The sequence below is a fragment of the Nocardia sp. NPDC088792 genome, from assembly GCF_044750615.1.
GTDB lineage: Bacteria > Actinomycetota > Actinomycetes > Mycobacteriales > Mycobacteriaceae > Nocardia.
Genome location: NZ_JBIVKC010000008.1, coordinates 315,701 through 330,030 on the forward strand (window position 1 = coordinate 315,701; position 14,330 = coordinate 330,030).

Consider the following 14,330-nt stretch of genomic DNA (forward strand, 5'->3'; position numbering starts at 1 on the left):
GCCTACTGCACGGTGACGGTGCCCTTCATCTCCGGATGCAAAGGGCACAAGTAGCGGTAGGTGCCCTTGGTGGTGAACTGATGACTCCACTCGCCCTTGTGGATGATCGGCGAATTGATGCCCAGCGCGGAATCGCCGATCCCCTGCACGGCATGCGGGAAACGATCGTCGAACTTCCAGGTGACCGTATCGCCGGCCTTGATGGTGATGTCGGCGGGCGAGAACGCCATGTCCTTCACTTCGACGGTCACCGCGGCCGCGACGGCCGGAGCGGACGAGGTGGCTCCGGCGGAGGTCGAGGCCGCCGCTGTCGTGGAGCTTGCCGCCGGCTTCGAATTGTCCGAACCGCAGCCGCTCACGATCAGCGCCCCCGTCACCACGGTCGCGAGGAGCAGGGCACGGGTCGGTGTGCAGCGGCGGATCGACATGTCAGTCAGGGTAACCCTCGCAGGTAGCAGGCAATTCGCAGGCATCGCCGAACGCGCCGCGGCGTAGGCTCTGAGGTCGCAGGCGAGCGGGGCACGCGCCCCGCGCAACCGACTCCCGGGAGGCGAACCATGACCGCACCGGCGGTACGCGGGTACTACACGGCCGCCGAGGTGCGCGCCGCCGAAGCCGAACTCTTCACGCGGGTCCCCGACGGAATGCCCATGCGCCGCGCCGCCTTCGGCCTCGCCGACCTCGTCGCCCGCGAACTCCGCGCCCGCACCGGCGCCACCGCCGGCCGCACCGTCACCCTCCTGGTCGGCTCCGGCGATAATGGCGGCGACGCGCTCTGGGCCGGCTCCTTCCTCCGCCGCCGCGGCATCACCGTTACCGCCGTCCTCCTGTCTCCCGACCGCGCCCACGTGCAGGGCCTCGCGGCGTTGCGCCGCGCCGGCGGCCGCGTCATCGACGGATCCGCGGCACCGGGTTCGGCGGCCGCGCAGCAGGATACGCAGGCTGCGGCAGTGGCCCGCGCCGCGGCGCAACGCTCGGCGGACCCCGCGGTGGCGGCGCTCAGGGCCGCCGATCTGGTTGTCGATGGGATCGTCGGGATATCCGGGCGCGGGGCATTGCGGCCGCGGGCGGCGGAACTTGTTGCGGCGGTGACGGCGCCGATCATTGCCGCTGATCTGCCGAGTGGGGTGGACACCGATACCGGGGCCGTTTCGGGGGCCGCGGTGCGGGCGGCGGTGACCGTTACGTTCGGGGCTTACAAGCCGGTGCATGCGCTGGCTGCGCCGTACTGCGGGCGGATCGAGTTGGTGCCCATCGGGTTACGGCTGCCGGAGGCGAATCTGGCGGCGCTGGAACCGGAGTCGATCGGGGCGGACTGGCCGGTGCCGGGGGCGGCCGATGACAAGTACACGCAGGGGGTGACCGGGGTTTGCGCGGGCAGCGCAAAATATCCGGGGGCGGCCGTGCTGTGCACGGGGGGTGCGATCTCGGCGACGTCCGGCATGGTGCGATACGCCGGGACCGGGGCGGCGCAGGTGCTCGCGCATTTTCCTGAAGTAATTGCCGCCGATACCGTTTCGGCTACCGGACGTGTTCAGGCCTGGGTGTTCGGCCCCGGCGCGGGCACCGATGCGGCGGCTCGCGAGCGGCTGGCCGAGATCCTGGCCACCGATCTTCCCGTCGTGGTGGATGCCGACGGCCTCACGCTGCTGGCCGCCGACCCGAGCCTGCTCACCGGCCGGGCCGCGCCCACGGTATTGACACCGCACGCAGGTGAATTCGCCCGGCTCACCGGCGCCGATCCCAGTCCGGACCGGGTGGCCGCCGTGCGCAAACTGGCTGAATCCTGGAATGTGACAGTGCTGTTGAAGGGCCGCGCCACGCTGGTGGCGACGCCGGGCCGGCCGGTGCTGGTGAACGAGGCCGGCGGATCCTGGGCCGCCACAGCCGGTTCCGGTGATGTGCTGTCGGGCGTGATCGCGGCGCTGCTCGCCGCCGGGCGGGATCCGGCGTGGGCGGCGGCCGCTGCGGCTCGCGTGCATGCGCTCGCCGCCAATCTCGCCGCGCATGCGGCCACCGCCGCGGGCGCACCGATCTCCGCGTCCCCCTTGCTGTCCCACCTGCGTGCGGCCATCGGCACGCTGCGTGAGCTCGCCGCCGGCTGAGGGCCGGAATCTGTCGGACCTCCGGGCAATACTTGTCGTAGAGCGGTCAGTGCCTGCGTTACTCATCAACCCGGCTGACGAGGCGCATCGTGCTCGACACCGTGACCATACGATCGGTGGAGCTGGTTCCGATAGTTGCCGCGGTGATCAGTGGTTCGCTGCGGCGAGGCGGGTGGAGTGGTTGGCGGTGGCGGCGGTGTGGAGGGCGGCGCGGGCGGCGGTGATCACCGGATGGTGGGCGGTGCCGCGGCGGTAGGCGAGGTGGGTGCGGCGGCGGGTGGGGAGGGGGACCAGGGTCACTTCGGCTGGGACGGAGAGGGTTCCGAGTTCGGGGACCAGTGCCACGCCTTGGCCGGCGGCCACGAGCGCCAGGACGGTGTCGAAGTCGTCGGCGTGGTGGCGGATGCGCGGGGTGAAACCCGCTGCGCGGCAGGCGCGGACGGTCACGGCATGGCAGAGGGTGCCGGGGGTGCCCGCTATCCACGGGGAGATGCGGTGTGCCGCAAGGGGGTCGGTGTGCGGACCGTGGTGGAGGGTGGCGAGGTAGACCGTTTCCTCCAGGAGGGGTTCGGTGTCCAGGGCGGTGTCGGGGTCGACGGGGACGTAGTCGTATTCCTGGACCAGGGCGATATCGAGGGCGTCGGCGCGCAGGGCGGCGGGCGCCAGGGCCGGATCCAGCTCCGTGACGAGCAGTTCCAGGTGCGGATGGTCGCGGCTGAGGGAGACCAGGGCGGGGGAGAGGATGGTGCGGACGGCGCTGGGGAAGGCGCCGATGCGCAGGGCGCCGTTGAGTTCGGTGCGGGCGGTGGCCAATTCGGCGGTCGCCTGCTCGAGGACGGCGAGGATGGTTTCGGCGTGCGCCACGAGTCGTTGTGCCGCGGGGGTCAGGACGACGCTGCGGCCGGTGCGCTCCAGCAGCGTGACGCCCGCCTCCCGTTCCAGCGCCGTCAACTGCTGCGATACCGCCGACGGCGTGTACGAGAGCGCCTCGGCGACGGCGGTGATGGTGCCGCGGTGCGCGAGTTCACGCAGCAGCCGCAGGCGGCGTACATCGAGCATCAGCTGAGCTTACGCTCGGCGGCAGAAACGTGAAATGGACCTGAAGCCGCATGCCGACAATTCTGATGGCATGACTTTCACAGGGCTGTATGTACCGCTCGTCACGCCGTTCACCGCCACCGGAGAAGTCGCGCTCGAGGCCCTGTCCGGGCTCGCGCACCAGTCCCTCGACGCGGGTGCGGCCGGTCTCGTCGTGCTCGGCACCACCGGCGAACCCGCCACCCTCACCGCCGCCGAACAGCGTCAGGTGGTCGATGTCTGCGCGAGCGCCTGCCAGGAGCGCGGTGCGCAGCTGATCCTCGGCGCGGGCACCAACACCACCGCCGGTTCGGTGGATGCCGTCGCCGCCCTCGATTCCCGGGCCGCGGCCGCGCTCGTCGTCGTCCCCTACTACACCCGTCCCTCCGAGGCCGGAGTGATCGAGCACTTCCGCCGGGTCGCGGCGGCCAGCCCGGTGCCGGTCGTGATCTACCACATTCCGTATCGCACGGGCCGCACGCTCGGTGCCGAAACCCTGTGCCGCTTGGCCGAATTGCCGAATGTCGCCGGGTTCAAATATGCCGGCGGCGGCATCGACGACACCGCCATCGGCTTCCTGAGCCAGGTTTCACCCGGCACCTCGGTCCTGGCCGGCGATGACATCTACACCGCGCCGCTGCTCGCGCTCGGCGCCTCGGGCGGAATTCTGGCTTGCGCCAATGTCGCTCCCGCCGCGTATGTGGAACTCATCGCCGCTTGGCGAAGTGGTGAGATCGAGCACGGTCGCCGGCTCGGCAACAGTCTCGTTCCACTGGCCTCGGCGCTGTTCGCGGAACCCAATCCGACTGTCGTGAAGGGGGTGCTGGCCGCGCAGGGCCGCATCCCCAGCGCCGCGGTCCGCCTGCCGTTGCTCCCGGCCGCCGAATCCTCGGTTTCCGCTGCACTGGCCGCTCTCGAGGGTGTTTCGGCGCAACTCGTTCCGGCTGCCCGATAGTCGGCCGGATTCGGCGTGCACGGCCGCGGTGCGCTGGCGGCGGCGGTCGTGCACGGTCGGACCGCACCCCCGTTCCCATTTGAGTCACTGACATTTCCCATTCGCGCCAAGCCACTCCCGCCCCCGGGTGTGATCCGTGCCGCTCCGTGGCGGATGGCAGGATCGGTAATTGTGAACAACCCCGAACCGCAGGTCGAGACGCTCGTGGATCTCGATGCCATCGCGCACAACGTTCGGATTCTGACCGAGCACGCCGGTGACGCGGCAGTGATGGCAGTGGTCAAGGCGGACGGGTACAACCACGGCGCCATCGAGGTGGCCCGCGCGGCCCTCGCCGCCGGCGCCCGCGAACTCGGCGTCACCACCGTCCCCGAGGCCGTCGCACTCCGGGCAGCGGGCATCACCGCACCGATCCTGTGCTGGCTCAACACTTCCGACGCCGACTTCGCACCCGCCGTCGCCGCGGACATCGAACTCGCCGTGTCCTCACTCGCGCACCTGGACGCCGTGGCCGCGGCCGCCCGGCAGACCGGCCGCACCGCCACGGTCTCGCTCAAGGTCGACACCGGGCTCAACCGCAACGGCGTACCGCAGGCCGAATACCCGCAGGTCCTGCGGCGGCTGAACCAGCTGATCGCCGAGGAGGCGGTCCGCTTCCGCGCCATCTTCTCGCACCTGGCGCTGGCCGACGAGCCGCAGCACCCGGTCAACGACATGCAGCGCGACCGCTTCCTCGAATTCATCGCCACCGCCAAGGAACACGGCCTGCAACCGGAACTGGTGCACCTCGCCAATTCCGCTGCGGCACTGACCCGTCCGGACCTCGCCTTCGACATGGTGCGGCCCGGCATTGCGGTGTACGGGCTTTCACCGGTCCCCGAGATCTCGGACTTCGGCCTGCGCCCGGCCATGACCTTCCGATCCCGCGTCATCCTGGTCAAAGACGTCGCGGCCGGGGAGGGAATCTCGTACGGGCATCAATGGATCGCCGACCGCGGCACCACCGTCGCCCTCATCCCCGCCGGCTACGCGGACGGCGTACCGCGCAACCTGAGCGGCCGGATCTCGGTATGGCTGGGCGGCGCCCGCCGCCCGAACCGCGGCCGCATCTGCATGGATCAACTCGTCGTCGACCTCGGCGACAATGCGGCCGGCGTCCGCGAGGGCGACCTCGCCATCCTCTTCGGCGCGGGCCCCGAGGTTCCGGCCGCGCAGGAATGGGCAGACCTACTGGGCACGATCAACTACGAGATCGTGTGCGGACCACGCGGCCGCGTGACCCGTGACTACATCGGAGGCCGGCGATGACCGACAGCCGCGGGCATCGCATGCTCCCCACCGTCGAGGACACCGAGGCGCTCGGCCGCGAACTCGCGGACCAATTGCAAGCCGGTGACCTGGTCATCCTGGACGGACCCCTGGGCGCGGGCAAGACCGCCCTCACCCGCGGCATCGCCTCCGGGCTCGGCGTCGAAGGACGGGTCAGCTCACCGACTTTCATCATCGCCCGGCAGCATCGCGCGGGTGAGCATCCCGGCGCGGTGGGCCTGGTGCACGTGGACGCCTACCGGCTCGGCGGCAACCTCGACGAACTCGACGCCCTCGACCTCGACACCGATTTCGATCACGCCGTCGTCGTCATCGAATGGGGCCTCGGTGTGGCCGAGCGCCTGGCCGACCGCCACCTCCGCGTCCAGCTCCGCCGCGAACCCGAATCGGATGTGCGTACCGCGGACTGGGAGTGGGTCGCCGCCAACTAGCAGGTGAGGCGCTGCCCACAGGACGGGCAGCACGACATCGAGTGGCCTCGACCACCCGGTATTGTTGACTCAATCATGCTAATTCTGGCTGTCGACACCGCGACTCCGGCCGTAACGGCGGGACTGGTGGAACTGGAACCGGCGGACGCTGAGTCAACGGCACCCCGCATCACCACGATCACCTCCAAGGTGACCGTGGATGCTCGCGCACACAACGAGGTGCTGACCCCGCAGATCCTGGCCTGCCTCGCCGAATCCGGCCGCTCCCGAACCGAAATCGACGCGGTCGTCGCCGGCGTCGGACCCGGACCGTTCACCGGGCTGCGCGTGGGCATGGCCACCGCCGCCGCATTCGGTGACGCCCTCGGCCTTCCCGTGTACGGCGTGTGCAGCCTCGACGCCATCGCCGCCGACACCGAAAGCTACCTGCGCGACCGCACCGAACCGGTCGAACTGCTCGTCGTCACCGACGCGCGCCGCCGCGAGGTGTACTGGGCGCGCTACCGCACTGTGGCAGCGGCCACCACGATCGCGGACACCGTCAGCGGCACCGGCGCCCACGCCCTGATCCGCGTCGAAGGCCCCGAAGTGTGCAAGCCCGCCGATCTGGATCAGGGCACCGCCACCTACATCGCCGGGTCCGCCTCGCACGTCGACTATTTCGACCTGCCCGTGCTGCCCGTGGAAACCCCGTCCCCGGCCGGCCTGGTGCGCTGCGCCGCCGCCGAACTGCTCGCGGGCGCCGAACCGCAGCCGCTGGTCCCGCTGTACCTGCGCCGCCCCGACGCGGTCGAGAAGAGCTACGCGCAGGTGGGCCGATGACCATCCGCATCGAACCGATGCGGCCGGCCGATGTCACGCGCTGCGCGGAACTCGAAAAGCTGCTGTTCCCCGAGGACGATCCCTGGCACGAGGTTTCGTTCCTGTCCGAACTGTCCGGACCGCACAACCGGTACATCACCGCGCGCGACAACGAGAACCACATGCTCGGCTACGCCGGCATCGCGCTGCTCGGGGATGCCGAGAACCCGGAAGCCGAGATCCACACCATCGGCGTCGATCCGCGGTTCCATCGCGGCGGCATCGGCACGCTGCTGCTGGAAGCCCTGCTGCGTGAGGCCGGACGCCGCGGCGGACCGGTGTTCCTCGAGGTCCGCACCGACAACGCACCCGCCATCACGCTGTACGAGAAGCACGGCTTCCACATCATCGGCCTGCGGAAGAACTACTACCAGCCCAGCGGCGCCGACGCGTACACCATGCGCCGGCCCGCCATGGCCGGATTCCCGCGGCCCGCCGCCGGATCCGTGAGTGAAGCCGCCGGAAACGGATCGGACGCCGGGTCGTCCAAGGACACCGAGGTCTTGTCATGATCGTCATGGGTATCGAAAGCTCCTGCGACGAAACAGGAGTCGGCATCGTCCGGTCACTGCCGGACGGGACCTGCGAACTGCTCGCCGATGAGGTCGCCTCCAGCGTCGACCAGCACGCCCGCTTCGGCGGCGTGGTGCCGGAGATCGCGTCCCGCGCGCATCTGGAGGCCATCGTGCCCGCCATGCGAAGGGCCTTGGCGGCAGCGGGAATCAGCAAACCGGACGCCCTCGCCGTCACCATCGGACCCGGCCTCGCCGGCGCGCTGCTGGTCGGCGTGGCCGCGGCGAAAGCCTATGCGGCGGCGTGGGACATCCCCTTCTACGCGCTGAATCACCTGGGCGGTCACGTCGCCGTCGACACCCTCGAACACGGGCCGATGCCGCCGGCGGTGGCGCTGCTGGTGTCCGGCGGGCACACCCATCTGCTCCAGGTCACCGATCTCGCGCAGCCCATCGTCGAACTCGGCAGCACCGTCGACGACGCCGCCGGTGAGGCGTTCGACAAGGTGGCCCGGCTGCTCGGCCTCGGCTACCCGGGCGGCCCGGTGCTGGACAACCTTGCCGCGGACGGCGATCCGAATGCCATCGCCTTCCCGCGCGGCATGACCGGTCCCCGCGACGCGCGCTACGACTTCTCCTTCTCCGGCCTCAAGACCGCGGTCGCCCGCTATGTCGAAGCGGCGCAACGCGAAGGCCGCGACCTGCCGATTCCGGATATCGCCGCGTCCTTCCAGGAGGCGGTCGCCGATGTGCTCACCATGAAGGCGGTGCGCGCCGCCCAGGACATCGGGGTCGACACCATCGTGCTGGGCGGCGGCGCCACCGCCAACTCCCGCATCCGTTCCCTGGCCGAGGAGCGCTGCACCGCAGCCGGTCTCACCCTCCGCGTGCCGAAACCGCGCCTGTGCACCGACAACGGCGTCATGATCGCAACCCTCGGCGCCCATGTGATCGCGGGCGGCGCCCGCCCCTCCGAACTCACCGTCGCCACCGACCCGGGCCTGCCCGTCTCCACCAGCCGACTCTGACCCCGCCCCGATCCGCGGCAGGGACGGCCGGGATGTGCACGGCAGTGTCGTCGGGCCTTGCCGCGCAGCGTCGTTCCGGATGTGCGAGGTAGCACCCTCGGCCTTGCCGGGCAGCAGCGTTCCGGATGTGCGAGGTAGCACCCTCGGCCTTGCCGGGCAGCAGCGTTCTGGACGTGTGAAGTGGCGGTCTCGGGCTTGCTGGGCAGCAGCATTCCGGATGTGTGAAGCGTCGGCCTGGGGCTCGTCAGGCAGCAGCGTTGCGGATGCGTGAGCGTCGGCCTGGGGGCTTGCCGGGCAGCTTCATTCCCGGCCTGTGCGGCGGGGTGGGGCTGGTCCGGCGCGGTCTGCTGGTCAGTCGGTCGGGCGGGCCATGGTCGTGGGGCCCGTGCCGGAGCCGGAATTGTTGCGGGGCAGCGCCGAATTGGTGGTGCCGGGGGCGTTCGGATCGGGTTCCGTCGTCGTCGGCGCCAGCGTGGAGCCCAGCAGTGGGCCCAGCAATCGGGGTAGGTCCGCGGGGAAGGGGATCTGGGGTAGGTCCGGATCCGGGCGCAGCGGCGGCGACTGCGGCGTGGTGGTGAGCGAAGTCTGCGGCACCGCAGAAGGGCCTGGCTGGCCGCTCGGCGGGCCGGCGGAGGGTGAGACCGGGTTGTGGGTGCCGGTGGTGATTCCGCCCGGCAGCGGGACAACGGGAGCCGATGTCACCGGTTGCTGGGTGCCCGTGGTGCTGGGGGAGTAGTTGGTTTCCTGATGCGCCGGCACCAGTTCCTTCACGCCGTAGCCGACGATCAGCCCGACCACCACGATGGCGCCCGCCAGCGTGCCCGCCAGCTTGGTGAAGGTGCCGACCGGCGCATCCGAATTCAGGCTGATCACCGGGAACGCCGACTGTGACGGCGAATCCGCCACCAGCGCAGCGCCTTTCGCAATGGCCGCCTCCGGCTCCGGCACGGTGAAGACCGGCACGTCCAGCTGCCGCTCCAGCCCCACCACCACGGCCGGCACATTCGCGCCGCCGCCGATGACGGCCACGGCCTCCGGGAACTTCGGCGAGCGCGCGAACACACCGCGGGCGAACACCGCCAGTTCGCGCAGCAGATCCGAGATCAGTTCCTCGAAATCCACCCGGGTGAGTTTCAGCGGCTGCCCGGCCACATGGTCGATGGTGACCGCGGGCGCGATGGACAGATGCTCCTTGGCCGCGCGGCTGCGGTTGAGCAGCATGCCCCGGTTGGGCCGGGTGCCGCGGCGGGCCAGGTGGCAGTCCAGCAGGTGCTGCAGGATCAGTTCGTCCACCGCGGTGCCGCTGATGGCGGTGGTGCGCTCGGAACGCAGCACGGTCTCGTCGGCGTGATCGGCGACCGTGACCGTGGTGCCGGTGGCGCCGATATCGAGCACGGCGACCGTGTCGTAGCGGTCGAGCAGGCCGGTGTGCCGCAGAAAGGCGAGGGCCGCGGTGCTTTCCGGGATGAGACGCACATCGCGGCGTTGCCGGCCGATCGCGGACCGGATGATCTGGGCCTGTTCCCGGTCGCGGTAGGCGACCGCGATATCGGCGGGCGCGCCGGTGTCCGGATCGTGGCGGGCCGCCGCCATGGCCACCGGATGAGAGCCGAGCGGATGCACGATGTCGCGGGGAATCTGGGTGGTCATCAATTCGATGGAGGATGCCACGAGATCGCCGAGATCGGAGTGGGCCGTATCGGCGGTGACCACCCGGTAGTCGAAGTTCTGGGCGCCATTGGGCGCAGTGACGACCGTCGCCGAGCACACCACCTCGTTCCCGGCGGAGATGCCGAGGGATGTTCGCATGTTCACCTCCCTTCGAGCGGATGGTCCTGGTGGAGACGACCATCTCGAACGGACTGCGGAAGCGGCCATTGGGTTGTGGTCGATTCCGAGCTACGGATCCTGCCGGGCCCCTGTCCGATGGGGCATCGGGGCCGGCCACTGATCACTTGCGGTCTTGCTCTCTTCTCGAGACCGTGCGGCGGTGACCGCACAGAAAGCGGGGTGAAGCGTTTGTGTAACTGTCGACGGTGCACATGACGGGGCCGATGTGGTCCTGCCGCGTGGCCGTCGTCAATGGTGTCACAATCCGTTATCCGAACGTTACAGATTTTCGTATTTCTATGGAAGCCCTCAGATTCCCTGCCCGTTCGCTCGGCGAGTCGCGTTGTCCAGCGGCATTGCAGCTCTGTCCTGCGGTGTTGCAGATGCAAGTACATTCTGGGTAGCAGTGGCTGCCCTTGAGCGCTGGCACTCCCGTGTATAGAGTGCTAGGTGGCACTGGTTGTGTGCTCAGGTGCCGGCAATTGACTACTGAGCAGGGTTCCCGGCACCCGCGACGACGGGGCTGTGCGCAGGGTCAGCAAGAACTGAAACCGTGAGCCCGGGGCAACCCGCCCCGGGTGAGAAGAATCCCCTGAAAGTGGAGGGCTCAACGTGGCGAGCGTGAACATCAAGCCGCTCGAGGACAAGATCCTCGTCCAGGCCAACGAGGCCGAGACGACGACTGCCTCCGGCCTGGTCATCCCCGACACGGCGAAGGAGAAGCCCCAGGAGGGCACCGTCATCGCCGTGGGTCCGGGCCGGGTGGCCGAGGACGGCGAGAAGCGGATTCCGCTGGACGTCAAGGAAGGCGACGTCGTCATCTACAGCAAGTACGGCGGCACCGAGATCAAGTACAACGGCCAGGAGTACCTGATCCTGTCGGCCCGCGACCTGCTGGCTGTCGTAGCCAAGTAAGCCGTCAGGCAACGTGTTCCGCCCCGGCGTCGCGCCGCTGGTAATTGGCTCCACAGGCCTGTGCCGGCGCCGGCCCGGGGCGGAGTGCGTTCCGCCGCAACCACTTCAGGAGTAGGTACACACATGCCAAAGCAGATCGAGTTCGACGAGAAGGCGCGCCGGGCCATGGAGCGCGGCGTCGACAAGCTCGCCGACGCCGTCAAGGTCACCCTCGGCCCGCGTGGCCGGCACGTGGTGCTGGCCAAGGCCTTCGGTGGCCCGACCGTCACCAACGACGGCGTCACCATCGCCCGCGAGATCGACCTCGAGGACCCGTTCGAGAACCTGGGCGCGCAGCTGGTCAAGAGCGTCGCCACCAAGACCAACGATGTCGCCGGCGACGGCACCACCACCGCCACCGTGCTGGCGCAGGCCCTCATCAAGGGCGGCCTGAAGAACATCGCCGCCGGCGCCAACCCGATGGTGCTGGGCAAGGGCATCAGCAAGGCCGCCGACGCGGTCACCGCCGCCCTGCAGGCCGCCGCCACCCCCGTCAACGGCGAGAAGGCCATCGCGCAGGTCGCCACCGTGTCCTCGCGTGACGAGGAGATCGGCGCCCTGGTCGCACAGGCGCTGACCAAGGTCGGCAAGGACGGCGTCGTCACCATCGAGGAGTCCTCGAGCCTGCAGACCGAGGTGGTCATCACCGAGGGCGTGCAGTTCGACAAGGGCTACCTGTCCCCGTACTTCGTCACCGACCCGGAGACCATGCAGGCCGTCCTCGAGGACGCCTGGATCCTGCTGAACCGGGACAAGATCAGCTCGCTGCCCGAGCTGCTCCCGCTGCTGGAGAAGATCGCGGAATCCGGCAAGCCGGTCGTGATCATCGCCGAGGACGTCGACGGTGAAGCGCTGTCCACCCTGGTGGTCAACGCGATCCGCAAGACCCTCAAGGTCGTCGCGGTCAAGGCGCCGTTCTTCGGTGACCGCCGCAAGGCGTTCCTGGACGATCTGGCCATCGTCACCGGCGGCACCGTGATCAACCCCGAGCTGGGCATCACCCTGCGGGAGGCCGGTGTGGACGTGCTGGGCAAGGCCCGTCGCATCGTCGTCACCAAGGACGAGACCACCATCGTCGAGGGCGCCGGCACCCAGGAGTCCATCGACGGGCGAGTCTCGCAGCTGCGCAAGGAGATCGAGAACACCGACTCCGACTGGGACCGCGAGAAGCTGGAAGAGCGGCTGGCCAAGCTGGCCGGCGGCGTCGCCGTCATCAAGGTCGGCGCGGCCACCGAGACCGAACTGAAGGAGCGCAAGTACCGCGTCGAGGACGCGGTCGCCTCCGCCAAGGCCGCGGTCGCCGAGGGCATCGTCCCCGGCGGCGGCACCGCCCTGGTGCAGGCCGCTACCAAGCTGGTCGCACTGCGCGACTCGCTGTCCGGTGACGAGGCCGTGGGCGTCGACGTCGTGCGTCAGGCGCTGACCGCCCCGCTGTTCTGGATCGCCTCCAACGCCGGCGTCGACGGCGCGGTCGTGGTCTCCAAGGTGGGCGACGGCAAGGAAGGCTTCAACGCCGCCACCCTCACCTACGGTGACCTGGTCACCGAGGGCGTCATCGACCCGGTCAAGGTCACCCGCTCCGCGGTGGAGAACGCCACCTCGGTGGCTCGCATGGTCCTCACCACCGAGTCCGCCGTGGTCGAGAAGCCCGCCGAGGAACCGGCCGGCCACGACCACCACGGCCACTCGCACTGAGCGACGCGCTATAAGCGGTGAAATCGGGCCCCGGACAGCAGTTGCTGTCCGGGGCCTGATCCGTATCGGGAAGGTCTGCGTCCAGGTCAGGTGAGGCCGCAGCGGGCCAGCAGGGCTTCGGCCGCGGCGGGGTCGAGTTCGCGGGTGAGGTCCGCGGAGGCTTTCAGGGCCTGGTGGGCTATGCCGTACATATCGGCCGGATTCCAGCCGAAGTGAATGCCTTTCGGCTCCACGACCAGGACGCGTCTGCCGTCGTGGAGGGGGAGTTCGAAGGGGGAGCCGGAGCCGGGCATGAAGAGACCGCCGGGGAAGGTGAAGTTGAAGCGCTGGTGGTCGAGGAGGGTGCGGGCCTCGAATTCCGCTTGTGTCAGAGCGTGATTGCGGGCATAGCGGACCACGGCCGGGTCCACCGGTTCGGCATCGAGGTAGCCGGGACCGGTGTGCTGCAGTAGCGCGTCCTGGAGCAGGGCGTAGGCGTGGTAGAGGCGGTCGCGTACGCCGGTCAGGCGGAATTCGAAGGCGCGGCGGTTCTTCGGATCCAGGACCAGCAGCTCCAGATCGTCGTGCAGCGTGAAGATCTCACGCAGGAACCAGGGCACGAGCTGCGAATCCTCGAGGTCGTCGAGGCGTTCGATGATCCGCGGGTGGGCCCGCCACCGTTTACGAGTCTCCTTGGAGCGGCTCAGCATGGTCATGGTCGCCATGAAGGTGAGTTGCCCTGCCGCTCGCACCATCTCGTCCGGCTGCTCGGCCAGCGCGTCCAGCACCTCGAGGAACAGGTCCATGGTGGCGTCGATGGCGGCGCCCGGATCGGCCCCGTTCTCGACCAGCGTGCCGCACATGAGCGCGAGCACCGAGCTGTGGAACAGATCCCCGCCGGGCATGAGATTGCGCAATTCGACCACGCCCGCGGTCATTTCGGCCACCGATTCCGCGGACAGCAGCTCGGATACCTCGGCCCCGGCCTCGGGCGGCAGGTAGAGCCCGCGCCCTCCGGTGATCGCCTCCGACTCGTGCGAAGCCGACGGCCCCTTCACGAACTCGTGCAGAGCCTGCAACGCCATGAGATCCTCGCTCCCCCAACCTGATCGCGTACGCAGACGGTAACAGTCCGCCCCGGCAATGGGTCGACCGAAATATTGGGGGGTCGCGCGGGGGAAGCCGCGAGAGAATTTGGACGTTTGCGCCCAATCCGACGGAGCGAACTGGGCGGGCGTCCTGGACCGCGGGTATGCGAATCAGTCGTGAACTGCGCGGGTGCTACGTCCGTTTCCGGTGTGGAGCGGGGGACGGCTGTGGTGGATCGCTGTCGGCGGAGCCTGGTCTGCTGCTACGGCGGCGAGTATGCGATCGCGCAGTGCGGGCGGTGGCGCTGCGGCCACCGACGACGCGCACAGGGCGAGGGCTTCTCGGGTCTGCTGCACTTCCTGGGTGAAGTCCGCGCGCAGTACCGGGTCGCCGGTATCCAGTAGCTCTCGCACTGCGCGCTGATCTTCGTCGCCGATCGATCCGAGCGCGACACAGTGCGCGAGATCGATCTGGCTTTCGTTCAT

The 14,330-nt window shown here is 69.4% G+C and carries 14 protein-coding genes; 9 read left to right on the forward strand and 5 right to left on the reverse strand.

Annotated features, from left to right (window positions below; all coding sequences use genetic code 11):
• Nucleotides 1–2: 2 nt before the first annotated feature.
• Nucleotides 3–428, reverse strand: a complete 426-nt coding sequence (locus ACIP5Y_RS43720; protein ID WP_400359424.1) for a plastocyanin/azurin family copper-binding protein — start codon at nt 426–428, stop codon at nt 3–5.
• A gap of 129 nt (nt 429–557) precedes the next feature.
• Between ACIP5Y_RS43720 and ACIP5Y_RS43725 the strand changes: the two genes are divergently transcribed.
• The gene (locus ACIP5Y_RS43725; RefSeq protein ID WP_400359425.1) at nt 558–2,105 is read left to right on the forward strand and encodes an NAD(P)H-hydrate dehydratase; all 1,548 of its coding nucleotides are present in this window, start codon (nt 558–560) and stop codon (nt 2,103–2,105) included.
• A gap of 147 nt (nt 2,106–2,252) precedes the next feature.
• On the opposite strand, the gene ACIP5Y_RS43730 is transcribed toward ACIP5Y_RS43725, so the two are convergent.
• On the reverse strand, nt 2,253–3,164 hold the full coding sequence (locus ACIP5Y_RS43730; RefSeq protein ID WP_400359426.1) for a LysR substrate-binding domain-containing protein: 912 nt from the start codon (nt 3,162–3,164) through the stop codon (nt 2,253–2,255).
• A gap of 70 nt (nt 3,165–3,234) precedes the next feature.
• Between ACIP5Y_RS43730 and dapA the strand changes: the two genes are divergently transcribed.
• The 6 genes from dapA to tsaD all read left to right on the forward strand — a co-directional run bounded on the left by dapA (nt 3,235) and on the right by tsaD (nt 8,298).
• Entirely contained in the window at nt 3,235–4,137 is a 903-nt protein-coding gene (dapA, locus tag ACIP5Y_RS43735) for a 4-hydroxy-tetrahydrodipicolinate synthase (RefSeq protein ID WP_400359428.1), read from the forward strand.
• Between the two features lie 153 nt (nt 4,138–4,290).
• A complete protein-coding gene (gene alr / locus ACIP5Y_RS43740; protein WP_400359430.1) occupies nt 4,291–5,445 on the forward strand; it encodes an alanine racemase in 1,155 nt (384 codons plus the stop codon).
• On the forward strand, nt 5,442–5,897 hold the full coding sequence (tsaE, locus tag ACIP5Y_RS43745) for a tRNA (adenosine(37)-N6)-threonylcarbamoyltransferase complex ATPase subunit type 1 TsaE (RefSeq protein WP_397006669.1): 456 nt from the start codon (nt 5,442–5,444) through the stop codon (nt 5,895–5,897). The genes alr and tsaE overlap by 4 nt, the downstream gene beginning before the upstream one ends.
• A gap of 75 nt (nt 5,898–5,972) precedes the next feature.
• Nucleotides 5,973–6,719 (forward strand): tRNA (adenosine(37)-N6)-threonylcarbamoyltransferase complex dimerization subunit type 1 TsaB, encoded by a 747-nt coding sequence (gene tsaB / locus ACIP5Y_RS43750; protein ID WP_400359432.1) that lies wholly within the window; start codon nt 5,973–5,975, stop codon nt 6,717–6,719.
• Nucleotides 6,716–7,270 (forward strand): ribosomal protein S18-alanine N-acetyltransferase, encoded by a 555-nt coding sequence (gene rimI / locus ACIP5Y_RS43755; protein WP_400359434.1) that lies wholly within the window; start codon nt 6,716–6,718, stop codon nt 7,268–7,270. The genes tsaB and rimI overlap by 4 nt, the downstream gene beginning before the upstream one ends.
• Nucleotides 7,267–8,298 carry a tRNA (adenosine(37)-N6)-threonylcarbamoyltransferase complex transferase subunit TsaD gene (gene tsaD, locus ACIP5Y_RS43760; RefSeq protein ID WP_400359436.1) on the forward strand — a complete coding sequence of 344 codons (1,032 nt, stop codon included), beginning with the start codon at nt 7,267–7,269 and terminating at the stop codon, nt 8,296–8,298. The genes rimI and tsaD overlap by 4 nt, the downstream gene beginning before the upstream one ends.
• Before the next feature lie 351 nt (nt 8,299–8,649).
• Here tsaD and ACIP5Y_RS43765 read toward each other — a convergent pair whose 3' ends face one another.
• Nucleotides 8,650–10,107 carry an Hsp70 family protein gene (locus tag ACIP5Y_RS43765; RefSeq protein ID WP_400359438.1) on the reverse strand — a complete coding sequence of 486 codons (1,458 nt, stop codon included), beginning with the start codon at nt 10,105–10,107 and terminating at the stop codon, nt 8,650–8,652.
• Between the two features lie 633 nt (nt 10,108–10,740).
• Here ACIP5Y_RS43765 and groES point away from each other — a divergent pair.
• Both groES and groL read left to right on the forward strand, forming a co-directional pair.
• On the forward strand, nt 10,741–11,043 hold the full coding sequence (groES, locus tag ACIP5Y_RS43770; RefSeq protein ID WP_397006680.1) for a co-chaperone GroES: 303 nt from the start codon (nt 10,741–10,743) through the stop codon (nt 11,041–11,043).
• Nucleotides 11,044–11,166: 123 nt separating this feature from the next.
• Complete coding sequence (gene groL / locus ACIP5Y_RS43775; protein ID WP_400359440.1) at nt 11,167–12,777, forward strand: chaperonin GroEL; 1,611 nt, start codon at nt 11,167–11,169, stop codon at nt 12,775–12,777.
• Nucleotides 12,778–12,863: 86 nt separating this feature from the next.
• Here the strand turns inward: groL and ACIP5Y_RS43780 are convergent, their stop codons facing one another.
• Together ACIP5Y_RS43780 and ACIP5Y_RS43785 are read right to left on the reverse strand one after the other, a co-directional pair.
• Nucleotides 12,864–13,841: a hypothetical protein gene (locus tag ACIP5Y_RS43780; protein WP_400359441.1), complete on the reverse strand. Its 978-nt coding sequence runs from the start codon at nt 13,839–13,841 to the stop codon at nt 12,864–12,866.
• Between the two features lie 174 nt (nt 13,842–14,015).
• Entirely contained in the window at nt 14,016–14,330 is a 315-nt protein-coding gene (locus ACIP5Y_RS43785; protein ID WP_400359443.1) for a hypothetical protein, read from the reverse strand.